At 60.6% G+C, this 26529-nt stretch carries 26 protein-coding genes; 17 read left to right on the top strand and 9 right to left on the bottom strand.

Annotated features, from left to right (window positions below; all coding sequences use genetic code 11):
* Positions 1-56: 56 nt before the first annotated feature.
* From ACR0ID_RS11465 to tmpA, 3 genes are read right to left on the bottom strand one after another with little or no spacing between them, the layout of a single operon-like run.
* Positions 57-725 (bottom strand): ureidoglycolate lyase, encoded by a 669-nt coding sequence (locus tag ACR0ID_RS11465; RefSeq protein WP_480474243.1) that lies wholly within the window; start codon positions 723-725, stop codon positions 57-59.
* On the bottom strand, positions 722-1312 hold the full coding sequence (tmpB, locus tag ACR0ID_RS11470; protein WP_480493940.1) for a (R)-1-hydroxy-2-trimethylaminoethylphosphonate oxygenase: 591 nt from the start codon (positions 1310-1312) through the stop codon (positions 722-724). Before tmpB ends, ACR0ID_RS11465 begins: the two co-directional genes overlap by 4 nt.
* Complete coding sequence (gene tmpA / locus ACR0ID_RS11475) at positions 1309-2445, bottom strand: 2-trimethylaminoethylphosphonate dioxygenase (RefSeq protein WP_480605484.1); 1137 nt, start codon at positions 2443-2445, stop codon at positions 1309-1311. The genes tmpB and tmpA overlap by 4 nt, the downstream gene beginning before the upstream one ends.
* A 99-nt stretch (positions 2446-2544) precedes the next feature.
* Between tmpA and ACR0ID_RS11480 the strand changes: the two genes are divergently transcribed.
* The gene (locus tag ACR0ID_RS11480) at positions 2545-3399 is read left to right on the top strand and encodes a LysR family transcriptional regulator (RefSeq protein WP_480605487.1); all 855 of its coding nucleotides are present in this window, start codon (positions 2545-2547) and stop codon (positions 3397-3399) included.
* Between the two features lie 4 nt (positions 3400-3403).
* Here ACR0ID_RS11480 and ACR0ID_RS11485 read toward each other — a convergent pair whose 3' ends face one another.
* Positions 3404-3586, bottom strand: coding sequence for a DUF1674 domain-containing protein (locus tag ACR0ID_RS11485; protein WP_480605489.1), 183 nt, complete (start codon positions 3584-3586; stop codon positions 3404-3406).
* An 88-nt stretch (positions 3587-3674) separates the two neighbouring features.
* Here ACR0ID_RS11485 and ACR0ID_RS11490 point away from each other — a divergent pair, with 88 nt between their 5' ends.
* The 7 genes from ACR0ID_RS11490 to ACR0ID_RS11520 all read left to right on the top strand — a co-directional run bounded on the left by ACR0ID_RS11490 (position 3675) and on the right by ACR0ID_RS11520 (position 12146).
* A complete protein-coding gene (locus ACR0ID_RS11490; protein ID WP_480605491.1) occupies positions 3675-4934 on the top strand; it encodes an RsmB/NOP family class I SAM-dependent RNA methyltransferase in 1260 nt (419 codons plus the stop codon).
* 89 nt (positions 4935-5023) lie between these two features.
* Positions 5024-6763: a heparinase II/III family protein gene (locus tag ACR0ID_RS11495; protein ID WP_480605493.1), complete on the top strand. Its 1740-nt coding sequence runs from the start codon at positions 5024-5026 to the stop codon at positions 6761-6763.
* 22 nt (positions 6764-6785) lie between these two features.
* The gene (gene purH / locus ACR0ID_RS11500) at positions 6786-8375 is read left to right on the top strand and encodes a bifunctional phosphoribosylaminoimidazolecarboxamide formyltransferase/IMP cyclohydrolase (protein WP_480605494.1); all 1590 of its coding nucleotides are present in this window, start codon (positions 6786-6788) and stop codon (positions 8373-8375) included.
* Positions 8375-8851: a signal peptidase II gene (gene lspA, locus ACR0ID_RS11505; protein ID WP_480474233.1), complete on the top strand. Its 477-nt coding sequence runs from the start codon at positions 8375-8377 to the stop codon at positions 8849-8851. Before purH ends, lspA begins: the two co-directional genes overlap by 1 nt.
* A 50-nt stretch (positions 8852-8901) precedes the next feature.
* A complete protein-coding gene (locus ACR0ID_RS11510) occupies positions 8902-9417 on the top strand; it encodes a DUF3035 domain-containing protein (RefSeq protein WP_480474232.1) in 516 nt (171 codons plus the stop codon).
* A gap of 81 nt (positions 9418-9498) precedes the next feature.
* On the top strand, positions 9499-10839 hold the full coding sequence (locus ACR0ID_RS11515) for a M16 family metallopeptidase (protein WP_480517965.1): 1341 nt from the start codon (positions 9499-9501) through the stop codon (positions 10837-10839).
* On the top strand, positions 10836-12146 hold the full coding sequence (locus tag ACR0ID_RS11520) for a M16 family metallopeptidase (RefSeq protein WP_480517963.1): 1311 nt from the start codon (positions 10836-10838) through the stop codon (positions 12144-12146). The genes ACR0ID_RS11515 and ACR0ID_RS11520 overlap by 4 nt, the downstream gene beginning before the upstream one ends.
* Positions 12147-12168: 22 nt before the next feature.
* Here ACR0ID_RS11520 and ACR0ID_RS11525 read toward each other — a convergent pair whose 3' ends face one another.
* From ACR0ID_RS11525 to deoC, 3 genes are read right to left on the bottom strand one after another with little or no spacing between them, the layout of a single operon-like run.
* Positions 12169-12978: an SDR family oxidoreductase gene (locus ACR0ID_RS11525; RefSeq protein ID WP_480493935.1), complete on the bottom strand. Its 810-nt coding sequence runs from the start codon at positions 12976-12978 to the stop codon at positions 12169-12171.
* A 24-nt stretch (positions 12979-13002) separates the two neighbouring features.
* Positions 13003-15336 (bottom strand): aldehyde dehydrogenase family protein, encoded by a 2334-nt coding sequence (locus ACR0ID_RS11530; protein ID WP_480605498.1) that lies wholly within the window; start codon positions 15334-15336, stop codon positions 13003-13005.
* Between the two features lie 47 nt (positions 15337-15383).
* Complete coding sequence (gene deoC / locus ACR0ID_RS11535; RefSeq protein ID WP_480474226.1) at positions 15384-16382, bottom strand: deoxyribose-phosphate aldolase; 999 nt, start codon at positions 16380-16382, stop codon at positions 15384-15386.
* A gap of 198 nt (positions 16383-16580) precedes the next feature.
* Here deoC and ACR0ID_RS11540 point away from each other — a divergent pair, with 198 nt between their 5' ends.
* The 6 genes from ACR0ID_RS11540 to ACR0ID_RS11565 all read left to right on the top strand — a co-directional run bounded on the left by ACR0ID_RS11540 (position 16581) and on the right by ACR0ID_RS11565 (position 23882).
* Complete coding sequence (locus tag ACR0ID_RS11540) at positions 16581-17534, top strand: metal ABC transporter solute-binding protein, Zn/Mn family (protein WP_480605500.1); 954 nt, start codon at positions 16581-16583, stop codon at positions 17532-17534.
* A gap of 3 nt (positions 17535-17537) precedes the next feature.
* Positions 17538-18341 (top strand): metal ABC transporter ATP-binding protein, encoded by an 804-nt coding sequence (locus ACR0ID_RS11545; protein ID WP_480474224.1) that lies wholly within the window; start codon positions 17538-17540, stop codon positions 18339-18341.
* Between the two features lie 3 nt (positions 18342-18344).
* On the top strand, positions 18345-19550 hold the full coding sequence (locus ACR0ID_RS11550; RefSeq protein WP_480493931.1) for a metal ABC transporter permease: 1206 nt from the start codon (positions 18345-18347) through the stop codon (positions 19548-19550).
* A complete protein-coding gene (locus tag ACR0ID_RS11555; RefSeq protein WP_480474222.1) occupies positions 19547-20476 on the top strand; it encodes a metal ABC transporter permease in 930 nt (309 codons plus the stop codon). Before ACR0ID_RS11550 ends, ACR0ID_RS11555 begins: the two co-directional genes overlap by 4 nt.
* A 261-nt stretch (positions 20477-20737) precedes the next feature.
* Entirely contained in the window at positions 20738-22600 is a 1863-nt protein-coding gene (gene mutL / locus ACR0ID_RS11560; RefSeq protein WP_480605502.1) for a DNA mismatch repair endonuclease MutL, read from the top strand.
* Between the two features lie 52 nt (positions 22601-22652).
* On the top strand, positions 22653-23882 hold the full coding sequence (locus tag ACR0ID_RS11565) for a DNA recombination protein RmuC (protein WP_480605505.1): 1230 nt from the start codon (positions 22653-22655) through the stop codon (positions 23880-23882).
* 63 nt (positions 23883-23945) lie between these two features.
* Here ACR0ID_RS11565 and ACR0ID_RS11570 read toward each other — a convergent pair whose 3' ends face one another.
* Both ACR0ID_RS11570 and ACR0ID_RS11575 read right to left on the bottom strand, forming a co-directional pair.
* The gene (locus ACR0ID_RS11570; RefSeq protein WP_480605507.1) at positions 23946-24596 is read right to left on the bottom strand and encodes a ChrR family anti-sigma-E factor; all 651 of its coding nucleotides are present in this window, start codon (positions 24594-24596) and stop codon (positions 23946-23948) included.
* A gap of 10 nt (positions 24597-24606) precedes the next feature.
* A complete protein-coding gene (locus tag ACR0ID_RS11575) occupies positions 24607-25263 on the bottom strand; it encodes a sigma-70 family RNA polymerase sigma factor (protein ID WP_480605510.1) in 657 nt (218 codons plus the stop codon).
* Between the two features lie 151 nt (positions 25264-25414).
* Between ACR0ID_RS11575 and ACR0ID_RS11580 the strand changes: the two genes are divergently transcribed.
* The 3 genes from ACR0ID_RS11580 to ACR0ID_RS11590 all read left to right on the top strand — a co-directional run bounded on the left by ACR0ID_RS11580 (position 25415) and on the right by ACR0ID_RS11590 (position 26446).
* Complete coding sequence (locus ACR0ID_RS11580; RefSeq protein WP_209505065.1) at positions 25415-25732, top strand: DUF3775 domain-containing protein; 318 nt, start codon at positions 25415-25417, stop codon at positions 25730-25732.
* Positions 25733-25977: 245 nt separating this feature from the next.
* Positions 25978-26205 carry a DUF1127 domain-containing protein gene (locus ACR0ID_RS11585; RefSeq protein WP_480474217.1) on the top strand — a complete coding sequence of 76 codons (228 nt, stop codon included), beginning with the start codon at positions 25978-25980 and terminating at the stop codon, positions 26203-26205.
* Between the two features lie 37 nt (positions 26206-26242).
* Positions 26243-26446 (top strand): DUF1127 domain-containing protein, encoded by a 204-nt coding sequence (locus ACR0ID_RS11590; RefSeq protein WP_480474216.1) that lies wholly within the window; start codon positions 26243-26245, stop codon positions 26444-26446.
* The last annotated feature ends 83 nt before the right edge of the window (positions 26447-26529 follow it).

The raw sequence follows: 26529 nt of genomic DNA on the forward strand, positions 1-26529 counted from the left end.
AAATCGAATGAATGCGGTGCTCCAAAAAAGCACCGCAGCAACAAGCGGTGCTTTTCTTACAAGTCCCTGATCTTGTCGGCGCGCAGCGGGCAGGCGAGGTAGACGCCAAATTCCTGACCGATATCAGCGCTGACCCGCGCGTGTACTGCACCCTGCCGGTCGAGGAACCGCTGGTTGTTTTCAACCGGGAATATCCCCTCGTGCCAGATACCGGGATGGATATACAGCCCGCGCGAACCGTCGCACCAGAACGCCACCACCTTTTCCGGCGTCAGGTTGTCGCCGGGCAACGCGGCAGGAATGATGAAGGGCTTGTTGTCGAGCGGCCAGAACATCTGCCCGCCATCCGGGTGATAGTTCATGTGCCACAGCAGCACCTGATCGCGGGGCGCTGTTTGGCGGCTTGTCTGCGCCTGCTGCGGATCGGTTGACCATCCCAGGACATAGTGGCCATTGACCGCTTCGTTCTCGCCGTAAAGCACGTCTCCCTTCCACTCACCGCGAAAGGTGCCTTCGACCCAGCCGCCTTCATCGCCTGTGCCTTCGTCGATCGGCCGCCACCCCTGCTGTGGCCAGCGGGTGATCTCGATCTCGAACTCTTCGGGATCATCGACCAGACATCCATAACCTTTGACCGAGGCGTCCGTTGCGCGGATCAGGGGAACCTCGTGCCAGGGCAACGAGGGTTTGGTGCTGGCTTCAAAGATATATTCCGGGGCGTTCATGCGGCCTCCATGTGCTTGTCGACCATACGCTGCACCATCGGCGCAAAATGTGCAAAGTCAGGGGTTTCCATATCCGCGCGTTTTCCGGCCTCATCCAGATAGCGGACCTGAATGATCTCTTTCAGGTTCGGGTTGGCTTCGAACGCGGCAACTTCTTGGGCGCTCATCGGACCACCTTGCAGTTCCAACGTGTGAACCGATGCGGCGGACAAGCGATTGAAGTACTCGGGCTTGGTGGCACACAGATACCGCTTGGCCGCCACGTGATAGCGGCAGCAATCGGTGATGACCGAAGGGAAGAACTGCTCCAGTACCTCGGCGCCTGCGTCCTCATGGTGGCGGTCTTCGGTGTCATCCGGGTGGTAGGTGCCGAACTCGGATGTGAAATGGCCGATGTCGTGCAGCAATGCGCCGACGATGATTTCCTCGGGCATCCCGTTCTGCTCGGCAATGGTGGCGCCTTGCAGCATGTGCTGGGCCATGGTGACAGGCTCGCCCAGATATTCTTCACCGCCGCGGCGCGCAAAGATGTCACCGATGAAGGCAACGATATTGTCCCGGTTCAGGGTCGAGAAATCGGGTTTCATTCCGCCGCCTCCGGCTGCACCATCTCCATGGCCGCCAGTGTGGACAGCAACCCGTCCTTGTCGGCGTAACATCCCTGCAACCAGCGCGATCCGGCTCCGGAATAGCCAAGCCGCGCGTGCAGGACGCGGGTGTTGTCGACGATAAAGCTTTCCCCCGGTTCCAGTTTGAAGGAAACGCCCATCGCCGGATCGTCGATGATATTCCCCAATTGGCGATAGGCGGCGTAATAAGCCTCCATCTTGTCAAACGGCACGTCTACGAAGGGGGCAGAAGAGCGGTTGTTGAAGCGGATGCCGATCAGCTCGCCATCCGGCGACAACTCGATCATCGGACGGCGTGACCGCAGGCAGACCCCGTCCGAGCCCTTGTATTCGAACCGCGCCGGATATCCTGCCAGCAGGGCAAAGCCTTCGGGGTTTGCGTCACGCAGTTTTTCGATAGCGCGGAAGCCATCAACAACGATGGAATCCCCGCCTTCAGCCGAGTTTTCCAAACAATAGAGGATTTGCAAGGTCGGCACCGGGTCGCGATAGGGGTTGTCGGTATGCGCCTGAAGGCCAAGCCCGGTATAGGCAAGGTTGGTCGGGTTCACCTCGGTCCGCACCTCGAAATAGGGGCCATAATTGGTTTCGCGGACATAGCCGAATAGGTCAGCGACCTTCAGCAGCGATTCAGGCTCGGTCGGGCCGCCAGTCAGCTTGGCAAAGCCGAACTCGGCCACAGCGGCCAACCAATTGCGCTTGGCAGCCGGGTTGGCCTGGACCTCGTTCCAATCGCCGCTGGGCGCGGCGATGCCACTCTCCCAGGTCGTGATGCCGGCGGCGATGCGACCCAGCGCAATGTCATGATCGCGGTCATAGCCGTTTTCGGCCAACCAGTCCGCCGGGAAGGTAACGGTTTTGCCCTCAGGCTGGAACGTGACTTGCAGGTCGCCCGCGACCACCTCGGCTGAACTGACCGAGATGTCGGCAGGAATATCGCCGATGGTGATCAGGCGCTGACCGTTGCCCGGTGCGCGGGTATCAGCGTCCAGCGCGTTGTCGCGCAGCCAGATGGCGTGGAAACGGGCCTTGGTCCCGGTATCAAACGCGACTGTAACAATCGAGGTGTCGTGGGTGGCGGTGCGCAGCATTGGGGGTCTCCTGTTCGGCGCGGGCTTTGGTTGAGCAGATACGCCGTTCGTGGCATTACGACAATTAATCCTTATTTCGGCTGAGGCTTGGAAAAACTAATGGCTAAGAATAAGACCGGATTACCGCCGCTGGATTGGTTGCGCGTGTTCGAAGCCGCCGGGCGGCTTGGCGGGTTCTCGGCCGCGGCGAAAGAGTTCGGGTTGACGCAGGCCGCTGTCAGCCAAAGGATCGGCAATCTTGAGGCGTGGCTGGGCCGGTCCCTGTTTGTGCGCGAGGCGCGCGGCGTGTCGCTGACGGTCGAAGGTGAAAGCTATCTGCCGCTCGTGCAGGACAGCCTGCTGGCGTTGGAACGCAACACCGAGGATCTGTTTGGAAAATCGCCACGCGAACTCAGGGTCGCCGGGTTGTCGTCAAACATTCACGCCCTTGTTGTACCAGCCCTGCCTGTGTTCCGAAATCTGCGCCCCGAGGTGCGGGTGATGACCGACTCGGTTGCGCGCCGGTCGTCGCTGGACGAGGAACGCACCTGGCTGCAAATCCGCTATGGCAGGGGGGTGTGGGCCGGGCGCGACGCGGTATTGATCGCGCGCGAGGTGCTGGTGCCGATGGCCGCGCCGGGTGTTGAATGGGGTGCCCCCCTGATCGATCTGCGCGGTGAACGTCCGGGCTGGCGCGAGTGGGTCCGGAAATGCGGGCATGGAGAAGTCGCGCCATCACATGTCAGTTTGGATTCGATGGAGCACGCCGTTTCGGCGGCAAGGCGCGGAATGGGGATCGTTCTGGGCTCGGTTCCGCTGGCATCCGGTGATCTAAAGGATGGCCGGTTGCGCAGGTTGGAGCTGCCAGAGCTGCAAACCAAGGACGGGTATTGGCTGACATGGCCTGAAGATCGGGCGCAGTCCAGGAAACAGCGCGCCCTGATCGATGATTTTCTGAAGGCCCTGCGCGGTTGAGGGCCTAGAAATCGATGGCGATGCCTTTCTTTTCCCAATCGCCGTAACGGGCGGGGTCCAACCCATCGCGTCCGCCCAGTTCCTTGGGCATTTCCCTGACCTCGGCCCGGGCTTTTTGGCGGCGTTCTTCCGCTTCAGCCAGCGCGCGTTGGGCGGCGGGGGGCAGGTCTTTGCGGTCGTCACTCATGACATCGGGTTCCTTTCCGTGCATAGCCTTGATATACGCCCGCGTCCGCCAATGGCAATGCGGGCACAGGTCACATGAAGGCAGTACCATGACAAACAGCGCGACAGCAGCACGGCGCAGCGCAATCTATCTATTGGATCAGGTTCTGGGCGAAGGCCGCCTGTTGTCTGAATGCCTCGCTGCGGGCGCTTTGGATCGGTTGGGGCCAGAGGATCGCGCGCGTGCCCAGCGGCTGGCGTCGGAAACCCTGCGCGGGCTGGAGCGCGCCGACCGTCTGCTGGACAACCACCTGAACCGAACACCCGCCCTGACCGTACACAACGCGCTGAGGCTGGGTGCGGTCGAACTGTGCAACGGGGAAGCCGCGCATGGGGTGGTGAACTCCATGGTTGAAATCATCAGCCGCTCGCGCAAGCACGGGCGTCTGAAAGGGCTGGTGAATGCTGTTTTGCGCAAGGTCGCGTCCGAGGGTCCCGAGGCATGGCCGAAAATGCGTGTCCCGCGCCTGCCGGAGTGGTTGCGAGAACCTCTGATCGCGGCCTGGGGTGCCGAAGCGGTTGCCGGTATGGAACAGGCGCATTTCGCGGGCGCACCACTGGACCTTACACTGAAGCCGGGGGCAGAAGGCCCCCCGGGCGAAAAGCTGCCCACCGGGTCTGTGCGTATTCAGGATGCGGGTCAGGTCTCGGCCTTGCCGGGGTACAAGGCTGGGGATTGGTGGGTGCAGGACGCGGCAGCCGCGCTGCCGGTACGTGTTCTGGCACCGATGGCGGGCGAGAAGGTGTTGGACCTTTGCGCGGCTCCGGGCGGCAAAACGATGCAACTGGCTGCGGCGGGGGCCGATGTGACGGCGCTGGATGTATCCGCGGCGCGCACCGAACGCGTGCGCGAAAACCTCGCCCGGACCGGGTTGCAGGCAGAGGTCATCGTGGGTGACGCGCTGGACCATCAGGGTCAGTACGACGCAATTTTGCTGGACGCACCCTGCTCGGCTACGGGTACGATCCGCAGGCATCCTGACTTGCCTTTTGCCAAGGATGGCTCGGAATTTGGCGGACTGATCGATTTGCAGGCGCAGATGCTGGCCCATGCGTGGACGCTGCTGAAACCCGGCGGGCGGCTGGTCTATTGCACCTGTTCGCTCTTGCCGGATGAGGGCGAGGTTCAGATCGAAGACGCGCTGGGCATGTATCCGGACATGCGTGTTGATCGCGCCGCTCTGAACTTACCCGGCATCGAAGACAACTGGATCACTGAGGAAGGCGGCCTGCGTCTGCGGCCCGACTACTGGCCCGATCGCGGGGGTATGGACGGGTTCTATATCGCCTGCCTGAACAAATCCGCCTGAGTGCACGCTTTTCGATGACTTGACGATCGGCGCGGTCTATCGTTGGGTCTCAAGCGCCAGCAGAGCGCAAGGGGCAGAGTAACACGCGCATGTCAAATTCGGACACCATGGCCAGTCGGTGGATGCGGTTGCAGAACCGTTTCTACGCGCGTCTCAGCCAACGGCAAAAGGCAGCTACGGGGTTTGTTGCGCAGCCCCAGCCGCGTACCGTTGGTTCGTTTGCGCGCGGGCGGCAGCTGGTTGCGGGGAATCTCTTGTTCGCCGGCTATCTGGTCGAGGCAGACGAAACCGCGTTGTGGGATGTCATTGCCCCCAGCGCCGGCTTTGACGAGGAACGCCATGGTTTTGCATGGCTGGATGATCTGGCCGCTGTCGGTGATATGCGCGCACGGGAAAAAGCGCAGCGCTGGGTCTGGGGCTGGATCGAGACGCATGGCCGCGGGCAGGGCCCGGGCTGGGTGCCTGACCTGACCGGGCGGCGGGTGATGCGCTGGATCAACCATGCGCTTTTTCTGCTGCGCGGGGCAGATGAAAAGCAAAGCAAACTGTTCTTTCGGTCTTTGGCGCAGCAAACATGGTTCCTGTCCAAACGCTGGCAGGCCGCGACGCCCGGGTTGCCGCGTTTCGAGGCGCTGGCCGGTCTTGTGCAAGCCGGATTGGCGCTGGAGGGGTTGGAGCAGATGGCCGATCCGGCCCTGCGGGCTTTGGCTGGTGAGTGTGACCGGCAGGTGGATGCGAAGGGCGGTATTCCAACACGCAACCCGGAAGAGCTGCTTGAGGTGTTCATGCTGCTCAGCTGGACGTCGGCGGCGCTGAGCGATCTTGGACGCGGCACACCTGTCGCGCAGGCCAAGGCGATCAAGCGGATCGCACCGACCTTGCGCAGTCTGCGCCATGCGGATGGCGCGCTGGCGCGGTTTCACGGTGGCGGGCGCGGGGTCGAAGGGCGGCTGGAACAGGCGCTTGCGCAAAGTGGCGTCAAGCACAAGGCGGCGACCGAACTGCCAATGGGCTATGCCCGCCTGGCCGCAGCACGCACCACGGTGATCGTGGATGCCAGCGCGCCGCCCTCCGGAGCGGCCTCATTCAACGCGCACGCATCCACGCTGGCGTTCGAGCTGACCTCGGGGCGTCGCCCTTTGATCGTGAATTGTGGATCGGGGGCCAGTTTCGGGCTGGATTGGCGCCGTGCCGGGCGTGCGACCCCATCTCACTCAACCCTGTGTCTGGACGGGTTCTCGAGCGCGCGGTTGGCCAACCCGTTGCCGGGCCGCGAAAGTCAGGCGCTGGTCGACGCGCCACAGGACGTTCCAGTCGATTTTGAAGATGCGTTCGAAGGCATCCGTTTCATGGCCGGGCATGACGGATATGTCAAAGTCTTCGGGCTGACCCACGCGCGCACATTCGAATTGCGCTTTGACGGGCGTGAGCTGACGGTCGAGGATATTCTGCTGACCGCAACCGACAAGGCCAAGCGTCAGTTCGACAGGGCGTTGGACGCCTCGGGCCTCAAGGGCATTGGCTATGACATCCGTTTTCATCTGCATCCTGACGTTGACGCGGCGCTGGATCTGGGCGGGGCGGCAGTGTCGATGGCGCTCAAAAGCGGCGAGATCTGGGTTTTCCGCCATGATGGCGTGGGAAAATTATCTGTCGAACCAAGTGTTTACCTTGAAAAAGGCCGTTTAAAGCCACGCGCGACAAAACAGATCGTTCTATATGGCCGCGCAATGGAGTATGCGACGCGCATCCGGTGGACGCTGAGCAAGGCGCAGGATACAGCCTATGCCGTACGCGATACGCACCGGGACGAGCCCAAGTTTGACTGACGCCAAAAGGACCTTTGGACCCATGACCGACCTTCATCCCGTGCGCCGCGCGTTGCTTTCCGTTTCCGACAAGACCGGGCTGATCGAGCTGGGCAAGGCGCTGTCCGAGCGTGGGATCGAACTGTTGTCGACCGGCGGCACCGCCAAGGCGCTGCGCGATGCAGGGCTTGAGGTTCGCGATGTCAGCGAAATCACCGGGTTCCCCGAGATGATGGATGGCCGGGTCAAGACGCTGCACCCGATGGTGCATGGCGGGTTGCTGGCGCTGCGCGACAATGACACCCATGTTGCGGCGATGGAGGAACATGGCATCGGCGCCATCGACCTGCTGGTCGTAAACCTCTACCCGTTCGAGGCAACAGTCACCAAGGGCGCGGGCTATGACGAATGTATCGAGAATATCGACATCGGCGGCCCGGCGATGATCCGCGCGGCCTCAAAAAACCATGCCTTTGTGAACGTGGTGGTGGATGTCGAGGATTATTCCTCCCTGCTGGATCAGCTGGAAGAAAACTATGGCAAGACATCCTATGGCTTCCGCCAGTGGCTGGCGCAAAAGGCCTATGCCCGAACAGCGGCCTATGACGCCGCTGTTTCGAACTGGATGGCGGATGCGCTGCAACTGGACGCTCCCAAGCGCCGCGCGTTTGCCGGTGAGTTGAAGCAGACCCTGCGGTATGGCGAAAACAGCCACCAGCAGGCAGCGTTCTACACGGACGGCACCAACCGCCCCGGTGTCGCCACCGCCGTACAGCATCAGGGCAAGGAACTGAGCTATAACAACATCAACGACACGGACGCGGCCTTTGAACTGGTGGCCGAGTTTGATCCAGCGACAGGCGCGGCTTGCGCCATCATCAAACACGCCAACCCTTGCGGTGTAGCCACAGGTGCCACCCTTCTCGAGGCGTACAAGGCGGCATTTGACTGCGACCGCACCTCGGCCTTTGGTGGCATTGTTGCGCTGAACCAGCCGTTGGATGCAGAAACAGCGCAAGAGATCACGGGCATCTTCACCGAGGTTGTGATTGCCCCCGGTGCCTCGGACGAGGCCAAGGCGATCTTTGCCGCCAAGAAAAACCTGCGCCTGCTGACGACCGAGGCGCTGCCGGATGTAACCGAAGGTGGCAAAACCGTCCGTCAGGTGGCTGGCGGGCTGTTGGTGCAGGATAAGGATAACGGCTTTATCGGCATGGACGACCTCAAGGTCGTGACCAAGAAAGCCCCGACTGACGCGCAGATGCGTGACCTGTTGTTCGCGTGGAAAGTGGCCAAACACGTCAAATCCAACGCCATCGTCTACGTCAAGGATGGCGCGACCGTGGGTGTTGGCGCGGGGCAGATGAGCCGAGTGGATTCGGCCCTGATCGCGGCCAAGAAAGCCGAACGCATGGCTGAAACGCTGGGCTTGCCGCAGCCGCTGACCATCGGTTCGGCCGTGGCATCGGATGCGTTTTTCCCCTTCCCCGACGGGTTGATGGAAGCCGCCGAAGCGGGCGCGACCTGCGTCATTCAGCCGGGTGGGTCCATGCGCGACGATGAAGTGATTGCCGCAGCCGATGAGGCCGGACTGGCGATGGTCTTCACCGGTATGCGTCATTTCCGTCACTGATGCGGTCACGCCTGCTTCTCTGGGCAGCCTTGGCCGCCTTTGCGATCGACCAGATCAGCAAATATCTGGTCGTTCACGTCCTGCGCGTGGCTGAACGGCCCGACGGTATCGATGTTCTGCCACCGCTGCTGGTGTTCAAATACGGCGAGAATCGAGGCATTAATTTCGGCCTGTTTCAGGGCGACTCTGAGGCCGCACGCTGGTTTCTGATCAGTGTGTCCGTGGTGATCTGTATCGGTGTTCTTGTCTGGCTTGGTCGTTCGACGCGTTCGAAATTCATGTTGCTCTGTGGCGGCCTTCTGATCGGCGGAGCGCTTGCGAATGTGATCGACCGGCTCCTCTATGGGTTTGTACTGGATTTCCTGAACATGTCCTGCTGTGGCATCAACAACCCGTTTGTGTTCAACTTGGCGGATGTGTTCATATTCGCCGGAGCGCTGGGGCTAGTTTTGTTTGACGGCAAAAAGCCCTCGTGACGCGCGGAATGATTTGCGATAAAAGCGCCTGAAACAGGCTGGAGACACCAATGCGGATGCCGCGCGCCATATTTGTTCTGACAGTTGCCGCTGCGGTCGCGGCATGTTCGAATCCCGGACTGCGGGATCTGGCGCCTCCGGGACAGGGTCCGGATGAATTTTCGGTATTGCCAGTCAAGCCGCTGACCCAGCCTCAGGATTACGCGTTTCTGCCGGCACCCACGCCGGGTGGTGGGAATCTGACAGACCCGACCCCCAAAGCCGATTTGGTGGTCGCGCTGGGTGGTAATGCCGCCGCCCTGAACCCCAACGCTGGTGTGCCGTCGTCGGATGCGGCGCTTGTGACGGCGTCCAGCCGTTATGGCGTGTCACCCGATACGCGGCAGGTGGTCGAAGCTGAGGACGCCGCATTCCGCAAACGTCGAGGCCGCTGGACCGGTCTGCGCCTGTTCCCTGTCGACCGCTATAATCAGGTCTACGAACGCCAGTCGATCGATCCGTATTCGGAAACCGAAGCCGCCCGCCGGGCCGGGGTCGAGACTCCAACCTCGCCGCCGAATGAATAATTCTTAACTTTCCGTCATCGGGCTTGAACCCGGGCCGCACCACCGTAGTTTGAATGACAGAAACGAAACGGAGGATGCCCCATGGTTCGGGCCCTTGCCTTGTCGGCTGCCCTGATCGCCACCACACCGGCTTTTGCCGAGGGTGGGAAAGAAGCGGTCACCACATTCACTTTGGACAACGGCATGGATGTCGTCGTGGTCGAAGACCACCGCGCGCCTGTTGTGCAGCACATGGTCTGGTACCGCGCCGGATCGGCGGATGAGCCGATCGGGTCGTCGGGTGTCGCGCATTTTCTTGAACACCTGCTGTTCAAGGGCACAGATACTTTGGCACCAGGTGAATTCTCGGCCACCGTCGCGGCCAATGGCGGCAACGACAACGCGTTCACCTCGTATGATTACACTGCCTATTTCCAGCGCGTCGCCGCCGACCGGCTTGAGCTGATGATGCGCATGGAATCGGACCGGATGCGGAACATTCGCCTGAGCGAAGAAGATATCGTGACCGAGCGCGATGTGATCCTTGAGGAACGCAACCAGCGCACCGAGAACAACCCGCGCGCCCTGTTCGGCGAACAGATGAGCGCAGCACAATACCTCAATCACCGTTATGGCGTGCCGATCATCGGCTGGAAGCACGAGATGGAAGAACTGGAACTGGAAGACGCGCTGTCTTTCTACCAGACCCACTACGCGCCCAATAACGCCATTCTGGTTGTCACCGGAGACGTTGATCCCGCCGAGGTTCGCACTCTGGCCGATCAGTATTACGGTGTGATTCCCGCCAATGCGGATTTGCCGGAACGGGTCCGGTCGCAGGAACCCCCGCAAACCGCCGAACGTCGTCTGACATTCAAGGACCCTCGCGTGGCGCAACCCTATGTCCAGCGCAGTTATCTGGCGCCGGAACGCGATCCGGGCGATCAGGAAAAGGCGGCAGCCCTATTTCTGTTGGCGGAACTTCTGGGGGGCAGCACGACCTCTTACCTGAACGAAAAGCTGCAATTCGATCAGAAAATGGCTGTTTATACCGGGGCGTTCTATCGTGACGTCTCGCTGGATGACACGACATTCGATCTGCTGATCGTTCCCGCCGAAGGGGTTTCCCTGCAAGAGGCCGAAGATGCCATGGATCAGGCCGTGGCCGATTTCATTGCCGAAGGTGTCGATGAGGACGATCTGAACCGTATCAAGATGCAGTTGCGGGCTGCGCAGACCTATGCGCGCGACAATGTGGACGGGATCGGCAACCGCTATGGGCGCGCCCTGACCAGCGGCCTGACAATACAGGACGTGCAGGCATGGCCTGATATCCTTCAGGCCGTGACCGGAGACGAAATCATCGCCGCCGCCCGCGACGTTCTGCAACCCAAGGCGTCGGTCACCGGCTGGCTGATGCGCGATGATGAGGTGACGCAATGAAACGGTTTCTCGCAACGCTGATTACCTGTCTGGTTGCACTTCCCGCTTTGGCCGAGATCGAGATCGAGGAAGTAACCTCGCCCGGCGGGATCACCGCATGGCTGGTCGAGGATCACTCCATCCCTTTCACCGCGCTTGAACTGCGCTTCCGTGGCGGTACGTCGCTGGACGACCCGGACAAGCGCGGCGCGGTCTATCTGATGAGTGGGTTGATCGAGGAAGGGTCCGGCGAAATGGACGCGCGGACCTATGCGCGCGAGCTTGAGGCGCTGGCCGCATCGTTCCGCTATAACGCCGGTGACGACACGGTTTCGATTTCCGCACGTTTTCTGACCGAAAACCGGGATGAGGTTTCCGACCTGCTGCGTGAGACGATTCACGAACCGCGCTTTGATCAGGACGCGGTTGACCGTGTGCGCGCGCAAATCCTGTCCGGGCTGCGATCAGATCAGACCGACCCGAACGAGATTGCAGGCCGCAACTTTGCCCAGATGGCCTATGGCGATCACCCTTACGGTTCCGAAGGCAAGGGCACGATCGAAAGTGTCTCGGCGCTGACACGGGATGATGTGGTTACGGCGTATGAAAGCGTTTTTGCCAAGGATCGCCTCTATGTGGGGGCCGTCGGCGATATAACGGCCGAAGAACTGGGCGCATTGCTTGACACGTTGCTCGCCGACCTGCCGGAAACGGGCAAGCCCATCCCGGGCAAGGCCAACGTGACCATCCCCGGCGGGATCAGTGTTGTCGAGTTTGACACCCCGCAATCCGTGGCGCTGTTTGGCCATGCCGGAATAGATCGGGACGATCCCGATTTCTTTGCCGCCTATATCCTGAACCACATCCTTGGCGGTGGCGGGTTCGAAAGCCGTCTGATGCAGGAGGTGCGCGAAAAGCGTGGCCTGACTTATGGGGTTGGAACCTATCTTGTGCCCAAGGATCTGGCCTCGGTTTACCTGGGGTCGGTGTCATCGGCCAATGACCGCATTGCCGAGGCGATAGAGGTTATTCGAAACGAATGGGCGCGCGCCGCCACCGAAGGGGTGACGCAGAAGGAACTGGACGATGCCAAAACCTATCTGACCGGCGCTTATCCGCTGCGATTTGACGGCAACGGGCAGATTGCCGGGATCATGGTGGGGATGCAGATGGAAGGGTTGCCCATCGACTATATCGCCACCCGCAATGACAAGGTGAACGCGGTCACACTGGAAGACGTGAACCGCGTTGCATCCGAACTGTTGGACCCGGACGGCCTGCATTTCACTGTTGTTGGAAAGCCGGTTGGTCTGGAAACAACCAACTGAACTGCAAGGGGTGAGTTGCGGCTCACCTCTTTTTCATACTCCGCAGCATATCGCCCATCATCTGCCCGAACTTGCCCGATCCGCGCTGATAGAGTGCCCCGTCCACGGCCAGAACCGTGCCGCTGATATAACTGGCCAGATCCGAGCTGAGGAACAGGCAGGCATTGGCCACGTCCTGCGGCTGGCCCCAGCGGCCCAACGGCACGTCCCGGCGAAGTTCTTCGTGGGCGTTTTGGGTGGGCGCAAGGCGTTTCGCACCTTCGGTGCCTTCGATGAACCCCGGCACAACCGAATTCACCCTGATCCCCTCGACACCCCATTCCATCGACAAGGTGCGGGTGATCTGGTCGACTCCCGCCTTGGCGGCGCAGACATGGGACTGGCCCTCATACGGCAGATAGGATTGCGGGGCCGAGATATTGATGATGCTGGCACCGGGGCGTTTGAGGAACGGATACGCCCCCTTCATCACGTGGATCGTGCCCATCAAGTCGATATCGATCACGGTCTTGAACGCGTTGACTGACATTTCGGACGCCAGCGCCGGGAAATTGCCCGCCGCGCCCGAGATCAGCACATCGAAATCCCCGAAGGCGTCATGGAACTGCTTCAGTCCCGCCGCCACAGCGTCGGCATCGCGCACATCAAACGCAGCCCCAATCGCATCCTGTGCGCCCGCGGCCTTCAGCGCGGCGATGGTGTCATCGACCTTTTCCTGCGACCGGCTGGCCACGGCCAGTTTGGCGCCCGAGGCCGCAAAAGCCTCGGCAATGCCGCGATTGATACCGCTGGTTCCGCCAATCACGATGACGGTTTTTCCTGAAAAATCCATTTAGGCCTCCCTTGGCAGGGAGCCCTACTCGCCGTAGGGCACCCAGATGTTTTTCACTTCGGTTGCAGCCTGAAGGAAGCGGCGGGAATGGTCCATGCTCCAATCAAATGCCGTCGCGTTATTGACCCAGGTCCGTTTCAGGTTCCCGGCTGAAACGACCTCGATCTCTTTCGACAGGTCGGTGGACGAGAACGACCAGACAGCGTCGACATTCAGATGCGAGGCCAGCGGTTTCGCCAGCTCGGCATGACTACCGGTCAGGATGTTGACCACACCAGCGGGCACGTCCGAAGTCTCAAGGATCTGGTAGAAATCCGTCGCTGCAAGCGGGTAGGGCTCGCTGGCCACCAGAACCGTCCGGTTGCCCATCGCAATCGCAGGCGCCATAGCCGAGACCAGACCCAGCAGCGGTGCCTCATCCGCGCAAAGCGCGCCGATCACGCCAACGGGTTCCTTCATGGCGATGGCCACGCCCCGGATCGGAACGCCATGCACCTGACCGTCATATTTGTCGGCCCATGCCGCGGCAGTAAACAGGCGCTGGATCGAGGCCTCAACTTCTTTCGCGCCGTCTTTCCTGCCGGTCATGGCGTCGATCCGCGCCGCGAATTCATCGGCGCGGGCCGAAAGGTTTTCGCCGATGTAATACAGGATCTGGGCCCGCAGATGGCCGGTGGTCCTGGACCACCCTTTGGCACCTGCCGCAGCCTCGACCGCGTTGCGGACGTCCTTGCGGTTGGCAAGACCCACATGGCCCAGCAGGCCGGACTTGCCCCAAATCGGTTTCGAATAACCACCATCGGGCCGCGCCTGCTTGCCGCCGACATACATCTTGGCGGTGCGGTCGATCGGATCGACCGGGGCCCCTTCGCCCATGGCTGCCTCGACCTTTGCCAGCGGCTTGGCCTTGCCCTTGGGTCTGGTATAGGCGCTCAGCCCTTCCCAACCGCCTTCGCGGCCAAAGCCGCTTTCGCGGACCCCACCGAACCCGGCAGCAGCGTCAAACAGATTGGTGGCGTTCACCCAAACCACGCCCGCAACCAGCTTGGGCGCAATATCCAGCGCAAGGTTCACATTCTCGGTCCAGACGGTCGCCGCCAGACCATACCGGGTGTTGTTGGCCAGCTCGACCGCCTCTTCCGGTGTGCGGAAGGTCGAAGACACCAGAACCGGACCAAAGATCTCTTCCTGCATCAACGGGTCCGAGGTCTCGAGCCCCGAGATCAGTGTTGGCGGGTAGTAGCAGCCGTTTGCGGGAAGATCGCAGGCGGCTTGGTGCACACGGCCCGCAGTGTTGCTTTCGACCATTCCTTTGATGGTCTGCAACTGAACCGGGTCTACAACCGCGCCCACGTCGATGCATTTATCCAGCGGATTGCCGACGCGCAGCGTGTCCATCCGGGCGCGCAGCTTGTCGTGGAAACGGTCGGCGATGCCTTCCTGCACCAGCAGGCGCGAGCCCGCACAACAGACCTGACCCTGATTGAACCAGATCGCATCCACCAGCCCTTCGATGGCAGAGTCGATATCGGCGTCATCAAAGACGATGTAAGCGGATTTGCCACCCAGTTCCAATGTCAGTTCCTTGCCTGACCCGGCGGTGGCCTCACGGATGCGACGGCCCACAACGGTCGAGCCGGTAAAGGCAATCTTGTCCACGTCCGAGGCCACGATCATCTCACCCACGGCACCGTCTCCGGTGACGATGTTGACGACACCTTTCGGCAGACCGGCCTGTGTGCAGATATCGGCAAACAACAGCGCCGTCAGCGAGGTATATTCAGCCGGTTTCAGAACCACCGTATTCCCCATCGCCAGCGCAGGCGCGATCTTCCACGCCAACATCAGCAAGGGGAAGTTCCACGGAATGATCTGACCGCACACACCCAGCGCTTCGGCGTCGGGCAGCTCGCTTTCCATCAGCTGCGCCATGCCGGCGTGATAATAGAAATGCCGCTGCGCGAGCGGAATATCGATGTCACGCGATTCCCGGATCGGTTTGCCGTTGTCGAGGCTTTCCAGTACCGCAAACAAACGCGAATGCTTTTGCAGCAGGCGCGCAATTGCATAGAGATACCGCGCACGGCCCGCGCCGCCCAGTTTCTCCCAATTCAGCTGAGCCTTGCGCGCGGCGGCTACAGCGGCGTCCACGTCGGCCTGCTTGGCCTGCGTCAGTTTCGCCAGAACCTCCCCGGTCGCAGGGTTGCGGCTGTCAAACCCTTTGCCAGGCTTGGTGAACGCACCATCGATATAGTGTCCGAACTTGTCGCCTTGATCGACCAGCCAGGCCAGCGCCTCGGCGGCGCTTTCGGGGGCGGGGCCGTATTCCATGGTCTCAAAAATCTCATTGACTGTCATGACTTCATCTTTTCCCAAATACTCACTGTCCAGACATATCCACGGGCTCAGCCCATCGAATGCCTGTAACCAGCCGAATAGGCTCCGGTCACATAGTGTTCCAACTGCCGCTCGATATCGCCCAGCAACGACGAGGCGCCAAAGCGGAACAGATCCGGTTCCAGCCAGCGGTCGCCCAGTTCGTCCTTGATCAGCGACAGATAAACCAGCGCGTCCTTGGCTTTCGAAATACCACCCGCAGGTTTATACCCGACCCGGTATCCGGTGCGGTCATAGTAATCGCGGATCGCGCGGATCATTACCAGCGACACGGGCAGGGTGGCGTTGACGCTTTCCTTGCCTGTCGAGGTCTTGATGAAATCCGCCCCGGCCATCATGCAGACCAGCGAGGCGCGCGCGACATTGCGCAAGCTGCCCAATTCTCCGGTCGCAAGAATGGCTTTGACATGGGCATCGCCACAAGCCACGCGGAACGCCTTCATCTCATCATACAGGGCCTGCCAGTCACCTGACAGCACATGACGGCGCGAGATCACGATGTCGATTTCCTCGGCCCCGGCTTTCACGCTTTCCTCGATCTCGGCCACGCGCAGATGGAACGGGGACAGGCCGGCGGGAAAGCCGGTGGACACAGCAGCGACCGGAATGCCAGTGCCTTTCAAGGCGTCCACAGCGGTTTCGATCATATCGTGATAGACGCAAACCGCCCCTGTCGTGATCGGCGGCATGTCCAGAGCCTGAAGAACCGAAGGCGCAACCGGCTGACGGGCCTTCGCACACAAGCGGCGCACACGGCCCACCGTATCATCGCCCGACAGCGTGGTCAGGTCGATCATCGTGATGGCTTTCAGCAGCCACGCAGCCTGATATTCCTTCTTGACCGAACGGCGGCCCGGCAATGTGGCCGCACGGCGTTCAATCGCGGAAGTATTGGCCTGAACGGCGCGCACCCAGTCCAGATCCAGTTCCATTCCGGGGTTCCGGGGTTCGGTTACTTGCGGCAGATGCGCGGTGCGCACGGGGCTTTCTGAGCTCTGCGTATCCATGGTTACGTCCTTTGGGAGGTTTGCGACAAAATCGCACGGGTGGCTCGGGAATGGAAGGCGTTCCGGCGCAATGATCGAATATTTTTGACCATTTGGACAAATAACAGAGGTTTTCTTGCGAATAATTCTCATTAGCGTTGACTTAGTTGCGAATGGTTCTCATATTTGATCCAACGCGCATCCAAATCGAGGTTGGAAATGATTCGTCGGCATTACCTTGCACTATTGGCTCTGGCCCTTTCGGTGCCAGCCATGGCGTTTGCCGGGGCACCGCTGAAAGTGGTGGCCACAACGGGCATGATTGCAGATGCGGCGCGTCAGGTCGGTGGTGATCTGGTTGAGGTCAGAGGGCTTATGGGCCCCGGCGTTGATCCCCATGCCTATCGCCAGACGCGCAGCGATATTGTGGCGATGACACGAGCAGACCTGGTTCTGTGGCACGGCCTGTATCTCGAAGCGCAAATGGAAGACTTCTTTCATGATCTTGAGCGGAAACGGACCGTTATTGCGGTTGCAGAAGGCGTAGACAAGTCCAGGCTGCGCGCGCACGACAATTATGCCGACAAGTATGATCCGCATCTATGGATGACGCCCGTGCTGTGGCGCGAGGTTGTTGTAGAGGTGCAGCGCGCCCTGACCGAGGCACGCCCCGAAGCAGCCGAGGTTTTTGCTGCGAATGCACAAGCCCATCTGGCCGACATAGACCGTCTGACGGCCTATGCCGAGAAAACCCTGTCCACCGTACCGGATCACAACAAGGTTCTGGTCACCGCCCACGACGCCTTTGGTTATTTCGGTGAAAGTTTCGGGTTCGAGGTTCTGGGCATTCAGGGCATCTCGACCCAATCCGAGGCGGGCCTGAACCGGATCGGAGAGCTGGTTGACCTGTTGGTTGATCGCAGGATCACGGCGGTCTTCGTCGAAAGCTCGGTTTCTGACCGGTCGATCCGCGCGCTGATCGAAGGGGCCGCAGCCAAAGGGCACGAGGTGAAGGTCGGGGGCGAGTTGTTCTCGGATGCCATGGGCGAGGATGGCACCTATGAAGGCACTTATATCGGGATGCTGGACCACAATATCACCGTTATCGCAGGCGCATTGGGCGGAGAAGTTCCCGATCGCGGCATGAACGGCAAACTGTCAGCGGGGTTCTGAGAGATGCTGGGGCTGATCAGCAACGAAGGTGTGACGGTCCAGGAACAAAACCTGGATAACAGCCCTCTGGCTGTGCGGGGGCTGACGGTTTCCTACGGACAGAAACCTGCGGTCTTTTCGGTTGATATGACGGTTACGCCCGGCGCGATGACCGCCATTATCGGGCCAAACGGCGCTGGAAAATCAACGCTGCTCAAGGCGGCGCTGGGCATCGTTACGCCATTGTCGGGGCAGGTGACAGTATTTGGTCAGCCGCTGAATTCGCAACGCGCACGTGTTGCCTATGTTCCCCAGCGTGCCAGTGTGGACTGGGATTTCCCGACACGGGTGATCGACGTGGTTCTGATGGGTCTGTCGCGTGAACTGGGCCTGTTGGGCCGCTTGCGCGCGCGCCACAAGGCCCGTGCGATGGATTGCCTGAACCGTGTCGGAATGCGCGATTTCGCGGATCGCCAGATTGGCCAGCTGTCCGGTGGCCAGCAACAGCGTGTGTTTCTGGCGCGTGCTCTGGCTCAGGATGCTGATCTGTATCTACTGGACGAGCCGTTTGCCGGTGTCGACGCCGCCACCGAAAAAGCCATCATCGCGGTGCTGAAATCACTGAAAGAGGCCAGTAAGACAGTCGTTGTCGTGCATCACGATCTGGCCACCGTGACCGACTATTTCGACCACGTTTTCCTGATCAACACCCGCAAGGTGGCCGAGGGTTCAGTGGCCGAGGCTTTCACTGCGGAAACGCTGCAATCGGCCTATGGTGGCAGGTTGGCAACGGCCCAGATCGATCAGATTTCACGCGCGCTGGGATAACTCATGCTTTGGGATGCTCTGACCCTTCAGCTTGGCTATAACGCCACGCTGGTTGCCATCGGTGCGACATTGCTGGGCGTGTCGGCGGGCGTAACGGGGACATTCCTGTTTCTGCGCAAGCGCGCCCTTGTCAGCGACGCAATCAGCCATGCAACCCTGCCGGGCGTCTGTATCGCTTTCATGGTGCTGGTCGCACTGGGCGGGGACGGGCGCAACCTGCCGGGCCTGCTGGTGGGGTCCGCTATTTCAGCCTGGGTTGGTCTGTTGTGCATGAACTGGCTGACACGGCGTACCCGCCTGGCTGAGGACGCCGCGATCGGTGCGATCCTGTCTGTGTTCTTCGGCTTTGGAATCGTACTGCTGACGGTCATCCAAACCATGGGGGTTGGCCGTCAGGCCGGGCTGGAAGGTTTCCTGTTGGGTTCGACCGCCGGAATGCTGTGGGCCGATGCGGTGATCATCGCACTTGGTGGAGCCTTGACCTTGGCTCTGGTGCTGATCATCCGCCGTCCGATGACCCTTGTCGCATTCGATCCCGAATATGCAGCGGCGCGCGGGTTGCCGGTGCATCGTATCGATCTGGCCATGATGGGGCTGGTCATGGCCGTGACCGTGGTCGGCCTGAAAATCGTCGGCCTGATCCTGATCGTGGCTTTGCTGATCATTCCGGCAGTGACCGCCCGGTTCTGGTCTGACCGCTCGGAACGCGTTGTTCTGTTGGCCGGGCTGGCCGGTGGTCTGGCCGGATATATCGGCGCTGCCATATCCGCATCTGCGCCCAATCTTCCAACCGGCCCGATTATCGTGCTGGTCAGCTTTGCCTTTTTCCTCGCCTCCCTCTTCTTCGCCCCGATGCGCGGCGTTCTGGCGGCAGTGCTGCGGCATCTGCGGTTTCAGCGCCGAGTGCATATTCGTCAGGGGCTTCTGGCGATGGCGCAAGGGCAGAAGATCTATGAGCCCCTGACCTTGCGTTTGCTGCGGCGTGCCGGGCTGGTCCGGGCGGATGGCGTGGCGACGGACACCGGCAAGGCCCGCGCGGCCAAAGCCCTGCGGGATGAAAAGCGATGGGAAATCGTGCGTGCCGATCAGGCGCACGAGGCGACAGCTGCGCTCTATGACGGGTTGCGCGATATCGAAACCGTTCTGACACGGGACCAGATTGATGAGATCGACCGCCAGATTGGCGGACCGCAAGGGATACCGGCATGAGTGGTGAAGAATTCGTCCCGCTGTCTCTGACGCCGCTGCTGATCGGAACATTTGCGGCCATCGCCTGTGCCTTGCCCGGCAACTTTCTTGTGTTGCGAAAACAGGCGCTGATCGGCGATGCGATCAGCCATGTAGTGCTGCCGGGTATCGTTGTCGCGTTCCTGCTGACAGGGGCCATATCCACCTGGCCGATGATGTTGGGCGCGGCCGGGGCCGCGGTTCTGGCCGTGGTCCTGATCGAGGCGATTCGCCGACTGGGGCAGATCGAACCCGGGGCCGCCATGGGCGTGGTTTTTACCACCATGTTCGCGGCAGGCGTCCTGCTGCTTGAGCAGACGGATACGTCAACCGTGCATCTGGATGTGGAACATGCGCTTTACGGCAATCTCGAAAGCCTGATCTGGCTGGACGCGACCGGGTGGTCCTCGCTGCTGGACGCTCAGGCCCTTGCCGGATTGCCCCCGGAACTGCCCCGTATTGCGCTGACACTGGTGGGTGTGATGCTGTTTACATGGCTGTTCTGGCGACCGCTGAAAATATCCACCTTTGACGAAGGTTTCGCCCGCACGATTGGTATTCGCACGGGACTTCTGGGCATGGCGCTCGTCATCACTGCGGCTATCGCGGCGGTTGCCGCTTTTGACGCGGTAGGCTCGATCATCGTGATCGCGATGTTTATCTGCCCTCCGGCAGCCGCGCGGATGCTGACCAACCGGCTTGAGGCGCAGATTGGCTGGAGCGTCGTGATCGCTATAACCTCTGCCGTGACAGGGTATGTGCTGGCAGGATACGGGCCCCTGTGGCTGGGCGCAGCGGATGCGGTCAGTGCGGCAGGGATGATCGCAACGATGTCCGGGCTGATCCTGGCGCTGGCGGCCATGTTTGGCCCATGCCGCACACGTGTTGGTGTTCAGACATCAGCCTGAGACGGCATTTTCCTGCCGCAGATGCCCGAGCGTCATCGGCCAAACTCTGCCCAGATGCCGTTAAGGTTAATCTTAAGCAGATTTTTGGGAAGTCTCATGCTAGAGGGCTGCCCATTGACTAGCTGAACACACCACTCACTTTGGTACGCCCGGATGGTACGGAATGGGATTCATTCACAGCTATCCGGGCGCCCCTTTCCGAACAGAAGACATGCTCAAACCGGTGGTAGAATCGTGCGCGGTTGTGCTAGGTCTAGGGGTATGGCGCAGACAAACCCCAATATCAGCGAAAATCGCCCCGTGATCAGACAGCTTGACGATGCTGCGATCAACCGTATTGCGGCGGGTGAAGTGGTGGAACGCCCGGCCTCGGCCGTCAAGGAACTGGTCGAGAATGCACTGGATGCCGGGGCCACGCGTGTAGCCGTCGAAATCGCCGACGGGGGAAAGACGCTGATCCGCGTGACCGACGATGGGTGCGGTATCCCGGCTGAAGATTTGCCGCTTGCCCTGTCGCGCCATGCCACATCAAAGATCGACGGATCGGATCTGCTGAATATCCACACCTTCGGGTTTCGAGGCGAAGCCTTGCCTTCGTTGGGGGCTGTCGGACGCCTGACCATAACCAGCCGTGCGCCGGGTCTGGATGCGGCGCAGATCCATGTCGCGGGTGGCAAGATGGGTTCGGTCAAGCCTGCCGCCCTGCGCGCGGGCACGGTGGTCGAGCTGCGCGATCTGTTCTTCGCCACCCCCGCCCGGCTGAAATTCATGCGCACCGATCGGGCCGAGGCGCAGGCGATCACGGACATGGTGAAGCGGCTGGCGATGGCTGAGCCATCCGTCACATTTACCCTGCGCGATGTCTCGGGCGGTGGCGTAGGCCGCGTGATCTTCCGCGCGGATCGCGAGAATGGCGACCTGTTTGACGCCTTGCACGCCCGTCTTGCCCGTGTGATCGGGCGCGAGTTTGCTGAGAATGCGCTGCGGGTCGATGCCTCGCGCGACGGCCTCAGGCTTTTTGGCTATGCGGCCCTGCCGACCTATTCCCGTGGCGCTGCGGTGGCGCAGTACCTTTTTGTCAACGGGCGTCCCGTGCGCGACAAGATGCTGACCGGCGCTTTACGGGCGGCTTATTTCGATTTCCTAAGCCGGGACCGTCACCCGGCTGCGGCATTGTTCATCGACTGCGACCCGACATTGGTTGACGTGAACGTTCACCCTGCCAAGTCCGAGGTCCGGTTCCGCGATCCCGGCGTTGCGCGCGGGCTTATCGTATCCAGCCTGCGCCACGCATTGGCAGAGGCCGGGCATCGCGCGTCCTCGACCGTGGCCAATGCGACCTTGGGTGCAATGCGACCGGAACCCGCGCAGTCTGCACCAGCGCGGGTCTATCAGATGGATCGCCCGTCGCCTGCAGCGCGCCAGGCTGCGTACCGGGCACAGGCTCCGGGTTTTGCGGAACTGGCGCATGATTACAGCGGCAGCATTGTCGATCCGATCCCGGTTGCACCCGCTTCGCAGGGTCAGGAGTCTGATGCCCAAAATCTTCCACTGGGCGCCGCGCGCGGACAGGTGCATGAAAACTACATCATCGCCCAGACTGCCGATGGAATGGTGATCGTTGATCAGCACGCCGCGCATGAACGGCTGGTCTATGAAAAGCTGAAAACACAGATGGTCGAGACGGGCGTTGCGGCGCAGGCGCTTTTGATCCCTGAGATTGTTGAGTTGTCCGAAGGTGACTGCGCCCGTCTGATGGCTGTCTGTGATGACCTGTCCCGTTTGGGGCTGACCATCGAACCCTTTGGCGGAGGCGCCATTGCCGTGCGCGAAACCCCGGCCATTCTGGGCGAGGTCGATGCGCGCGCGATGATCCTGGATATCCTCGACGAACTGGCCGAACAGGGCGAAAGCCAGATGGTGCAGGCAAGGATCGAGGCGATTCTCAGCCGGGTTGCCTGCCACGGCTCAGTTCGGTCCGGCCGCCGTATGCGGGCCGAGGAAATGAACGCGCTGCTGCGCGAGATGGAGGCGACGCCGCATTCCGGCCAGTGCAATCACGGGCGACCCACATATGTGGAACTGAAGCTAAGCGACATCGAACGCCTGTTCGGGCGCAGTTGATCCATTGGCCACTGCAGGTTAGTAAGAATAAAACAAGAACATTCGAGGCGACATGATCAAGATTGCAGGAACAGAATATGCACTGGATGACCCGGTTGTTCTTATCGTGGGCGGAACAGTTGCGCTGATCCTGCTACTGCTGTTCCTGTCGTTGCGCGCCGCCAATCGCTCGGCCCGGATGGCGGAACCGCTGGCGCGGCAGATGGCGCTTCTGGGTCAGCATGTGCAGCAGCTGGGGCAGGGGCAGGAACAGTTGCGCGGCGGCTTGCAGCATGTTTCGGACACGCAGGCCAACGCGCAGGTACAGGTGATCCAGACGGTCGAGGCACGCTTGTCCTCGGTCCAGCAGCAGATGAATGACCGGCTGGCGGATAACGCGATGAAATCGGCCCGCGCGCTGGCTGAAATGCAGGAGAGGATGAAGGAAACCCTGCACGGATCATCAAAACAGACGGCGACATCACTGACGCAGCTGCAGGAACGTCTGGCCGCCATCGACAAGGCGCAGGACAATATCACGAAACTTTCGGGCGATGTTCTCAGCCTTCAGGATATCCTTTCGAACAAGCAGCGGCGCGGGATGTTTGGTGAGATTCAGCTGAACGATATCGTGTCCAAGGCACTGCCCGCGGACAGCTATTCATTGCAGGCCACCTTGTCGAACGGCAGGCGCGCGGATTGCCTGGTGCATCTGCCGAACCCGCCCGGCCCGATCGTGATTGACGCGAAATTCCCGCTTGAGGATTTCGAGGCACTTGCCGCCGCGCAGACCAAGGCAGATGTTGAAAGATGCCTGCGGGCTTTTGGCGCTGCCGTGAAAGTGCATATCAAGGCCATTTCCGAGAAGTACATCCTCGACGGGGAAACCGCTGACGGTGCCCTGATGTTCGTCCCGTCCGAAGCGATCTATGCCGAGCTGCACGCCCGCCTGCCCGATGTGGTGCGCGAAGGGTTCTCCGCACGGGTCTGGATCGTCTCGCCCACCACCTGCATGGCCACGCTGAACACGATGCGAGCGATCCTTAAAGATGCGCGCATGCGTGAACAGGCCGGTGCGATCCGCAAAGAACTGGGATTGCTGCACAAGGATGTGGACCGTCTGGGTGACCGCGTTTCAAACCTCGACCGTCACTTCGGTCAGGCGGCCAAGGATATCTCGGAAATCAAGATCAGTGCCGAAAAGGCCGGCCGCCGGGCGCAGCGGTTGGATAATTTCGACTTCGAAGAAATCGCGCCCGATACTGAAACAGATGTTGTACCTCTGGCGCGTCACGAAGGCTGAGGATCCTGTTGAAAAACTGAACCGGCACCGGGCCTGTTCTGATGGGCCAGCGCCTGCAAGCGTTCAGATACGCAGAAAGGGCTGGAACAGGCGCGGCATCAGCTTGTTGAATTTCAGCGGCGCATCCGTAACCGCCAGACAAATGCAGTCTTCCGAGATATCCGCCACAGGCGTATGTTCAAGATCCTCGTCAGCGATCTCGACATCGCCGCGGGCAAAGCGGTCAACCTCGTCCGAGAAAGCCCCTTGCAGAACCATTGTCAGCTCCATGCCGTTATGGCCATGATCCGGTACGGCGGCACCGGCTGGGATGAACAGCAATCGGGCGGTGGCGTCTTTAGTGGTCGGCAGGATCGCCTGTTTGACGCCCATGCCAATCGGCCTCCAGCGGATGTCCTTGACTGTTCCACCCACGTAATCCTGCAACGGGGCCGGCAGAACTGCACATCCCGGGCGAACGGGCTTGGGCGCCGGAGCACCCTTGGCGATCAAAGCCATCGTGGCCGCCAGAGAGGTTTCGCTCATGCTGACTGCCTCACTCTGCTTGTCAAGAACTTGCCCGCCAACGGCGTCATAGCTTTCTGCGCGCGCACGGCAGTGGTCGCATAGGGACAGATGCGTGGCGACCATCAGATCGAAGGCTTCGGGCAGGTTGCCTGCGGCATAGGCCATCAGCAGGTCATCTGTCAGGTGATGTTTGATCAACTTGTTCATCTTACTCATCTCAATTCATCGCGTGGCGCAAGCGATCCAGCGCCAGCCGTATCCGTGACTTGATTGTTCCCAGTGGCAATCCGGTTTGTGACGCTATTTCCCGGTGACTCAGGTCGCCGAAATACGCCTTCTCGATCAGGTCCCGCTGCGCATCCGGTAACGCCTGCAAGGCGGTGCGCAGCTGCGCGGTTTCCTGTTGCAGCGCGATGACGTCATCCTGATCGGGCTCTGCCTCGGGACCCCAACCCAGATCCTCGGGTTCAGGACGGCGTTGCTTGCGCAGCACGTCAATGCGCTTGTTCCGTGCGATGGTGAACACCCACGTGGCCACAGTGGCCCGCGTCGGATCGAACAGGTGGGCCTTGTGCCACAAGGTCGCCATCACCTCTTGCGCGCATTCTTCTGCCATGGCGGCATCCGCCCCTGACTTCATCAGAAAGGCCTTGATACGCGGCGCGAAGTGCTGGAACAGATCGGCAAATGCCGCCTGATCCTGCGCATCCCGGATGCGTCTGACGTGGTCCACCCATTCGGCCCTGGTCTCGCGCTTGCCGTTGATTTCGTTCACCCGCCTACCCTTGATGTGTTTGTTGATGCGCCAAGGTTGAGGGGCGGGTGTTTCAACCGCTGGTCCGTCCAAGGTCGCTGTATTGGTCTGGGTAAACATAACCACATTACGGCGCACGCCCCAAGCCGGATCACTTTATCGGGACATTTTGATCGCGGCGCTGATCCGCCTGTTTGTTCAAGATCAAAGACGCAGGCCGCTGTCGGTGGTTGTGATGGCGTAACAACCGCGAACACGAGGAGTGGAAGAGATGTTGGAAATCTCGGCAAGAAAAGTCGCCCAGGTCGCCATGATGGGCCGCGAACTGAACCGGGCCGAGGGCGAATTGCGGGCGTTCATCGACCGCATGAGCGAAGACGAGCAGGCCGAACTGGTTGCCATCATGTGGATCGGGCGCGAGAGCTTTTTCGCGGAAGATCTGGCCGAGGCCATCGCCACCGCCAAGTCCGAGGCTTCGACCCCCTGTGCAGACTACCTGATCGGAACACCGCACATGTCTGACCACCTTGAGAATGGTCTGGACGCACTGGGAATATCTGCGGAAGACGTAGAAAACGATCTGATGTAGGCCCTTCGGCGGCATCACCCAAAAACAGACTTGTGCGTTGGTCGCCAGCGTCGGATACCAAGGCCAACGCGCCTTCCGCTGCGCGGGCACTCCTGTAAGTGAGGAACAGGTAGGGCAGACCGGTCGCGAATAGCTGCACGCGTCATCTCAACAAACTTTAATGATTCCGACTGGCGGCCTTAACGGTGGCCTCCCTTATTTGAAGCTATCACAACCAAGCAACTCAAATATTGGAGGAACCAGCAATGACCCATGCACAGACGATTGACACTCATAAGGGCCTCTTGGACGGCCTCTTTGCCAAATATGCCGACGCAAAAGTTGAACATTTCCGACGCCAGATTTTCTCAAAAACCGTTCGGAAGCTGGAAAAGCTCAGCGACAAGCAGCTGAACGATATCGGCATTCCCCGCGACCAGATCCGTCGGCGCGCTTATCACAGCGTGTATCACAACGCACCCTACCAGCAGTGACCCGAAAGTTTCGCAACCCTTGCGTGAGGTAATCAGTATGTTTGACTTTATCCCCTCGACCAATCAACCGACCCCGGCCGCCAGCGCCTTGTTGCTGTTTGATCGCGCCATGCGCATTCGAGCCATCAGCCCGGATATCGTTCGGGCCGCTCAGCATCTGAACGGCCTGACCGACCATCAGCTGGCCGAGCTTGGCATCAACCGCAGCGATGTCGAAGACACCATCGAGCGCTATATCTGAAGATACCTTCAGAGAAATCCAGACGAGTTTACCATGCCTGAAGAAGAACAATGAAAGCCATTCCAGAAACTCTGGAATGGCTT

It is taken from the genome of Ruegeria sp. AL2 (assembly GCF_056540845.1).

What these genes read in the sequence shown, in the direction of transcription:
- ACR0ID_RS11465 (WP_480474243.1), bottom strand. Translation starts at nt 725, where the DNA reads ATGAACGCCCCGGAATATATCTTTGAAGCCAGCACCAAACCCTCGTTG.
- tmpB (WP_480493940.1), bottom strand. Translation starts at nt 1,312, where the DNA reads ATGAAACCCGATTTCTCGACCCTGAACCGGGACAATATCGTTGCCTTC.
- tmpA (WP_480605484.1), bottom strand. Translation starts at nt 2,445, where the DNA reads ATGCTGCGCACCGCCACCCACGACACCTCGATTGTTACAGTCGCGTTT.
- ACR0ID_RS11480 (WP_480605487.1), top strand. Translation starts at nt 2,545, where the DNA reads ATGGCTAAGAATAAGACCGGATTACCGCCGCTGGATTGGTTGCGCGTG.
- ACR0ID_RS11485 (WP_480605489.1), bottom strand. Translation starts at nt 3,586, where the DNA reads ATGAGTGACGACCGCAAAGACCTGCCCCCCGCCGCCCAACGCGCGCTG.
- ACR0ID_RS11490 (WP_480605491.1), top strand. Translation starts at nt 3,675, where the DNA reads ATGACAAACAGCGCGACAGCAGCACGGCGCAGCGCAATCTATCTATTG.
- ACR0ID_RS11495 (WP_480605493.1), top strand. Translation starts at nt 5,024, where the DNA reads ATGTCAAATTCGGACACCATGGCCAGTCGGTGGATGCGGTTGCAGAAC.
- purH (WP_480605494.1), top strand. Translation starts at nt 6,786, where the DNA reads ATGACCGACCTTCATCCCGTGCGCCGCGCGTTGCTTTCCGTTTCCGAC.
- lspA (WP_480474233.1), top strand. Translation starts at nt 8,375, where the DNA reads ATGCGGTCACGCCTGCTTCTCTGGGCAGCCTTGGCCGCCTTTGCGATC.
- ACR0ID_RS11510 (WP_480474232.1), top strand. Translation starts at nt 8,902, where the DNA reads ATGCGGATGCCGCGCGCCATATTTGTTCTGACAGTTGCCGCTGCGGTC.
- ACR0ID_RS11515 (WP_480517965.1), top strand. Translation starts at nt 9,499, where the DNA reads ATGGTTCGGGCCCTTGCCTTGTCGGCTGCCCTGATCGCCACCACACCG.
- ACR0ID_RS11520 (WP_480517963.1), top strand. Translation starts at nt 10,836, where the DNA reads ATGAAACGGTTTCTCGCAACGCTGATTACCTGTCTGGTTGCACTTCCC.
- ACR0ID_RS11525 (WP_480493935.1), bottom strand. Translation starts at nt 12,978, where the DNA reads ATGGATTTTTCAGGAAAAACCGTCATCGTGATTGGCGGAACCAGCGGT.
- ACR0ID_RS11530 (WP_480605498.1), bottom strand. Translation starts at nt 15,336, where the DNA reads ATGACAGTCAATGAGATTTTTGAGACCATGGAATACGGCCCCGCCCCC.
- deoC (WP_480474226.1), bottom strand. Translation starts at nt 16,382, where the DNA reads ATGGATACGCAGAGCTCAGAAAGCCCCGTGCGCACCGCGCATCTGCCG.
- ACR0ID_RS11540 (WP_480605500.1), top strand. Translation starts at nt 16,581, where the DNA reads ATGATTCGTCGGCATTACCTTGCACTATTGGCTCTGGCCCTTTCGGTG.
- ACR0ID_RS11545 (WP_480474224.1), top strand. Translation starts at nt 17,538, where the DNA reads ATGCTGGGGCTGATCAGCAACGAAGGTGTGACGGTCCAGGAACAAAAC.
- ACR0ID_RS11550 (WP_480493931.1), top strand. Translation starts at nt 18,345, where the DNA reads ATGCTTTGGGATGCTCTGACCCTTCAGCTTGGCTATAACGCCACGCTG.
- ACR0ID_RS11555 (WP_480474222.1), top strand. Translation starts at nt 19,547, where the DNA reads ATGAGTGGTGAAGAATTCGTCCCGCTGTCTCTGACGCCGCTGCTGATC.
- mutL (WP_480605502.1), top strand. Translation starts at nt 20,738, where the DNA reads ATGGCGCAGACAAACCCCAATATCAGCGAAAATCGCCCCGTGATCAGA.
- ACR0ID_RS11565 (WP_480605505.1), top strand. Translation starts at nt 22,653, where the DNA reads ATGATCAAGATTGCAGGAACAGAATATGCACTGGATGACCCGGTTGTT.
- ACR0ID_RS11570 (WP_480605507.1), bottom strand. Translation starts at nt 24,596, where the DNA reads ATGAACAAGTTGATCAAACATCACCTGACAGATGACCTGCTGATGGCC.
- ACR0ID_RS11575 (WP_480605510.1), bottom strand. Translation starts at nt 25,263, where the DNA reads ATGTTTACCCAGACCAATACAGCGACCTTGGACGGACCAGCGGTTGAA.
- ACR0ID_RS11580 (WP_209505065.1), top strand. Translation starts at nt 25,415, where the DNA reads ATGTTGGAAATCTCGGCAAGAAAAGTCGCCCAGGTCGCCATGATGGGC.
- ACR0ID_RS11585 (WP_480474217.1), top strand. Translation starts at nt 25,978, where the DNA reads ATGACCCATGCACAGACGATTGACACTCATAAGGGCCTCTTGGACGGC.
- ACR0ID_RS11590 (WP_480474216.1), top strand. Translation starts at nt 26,243, where the DNA reads ATGTTTGACTTTATCCCCTCGACCAATCAACCGACCCCGGCCGCCAGC.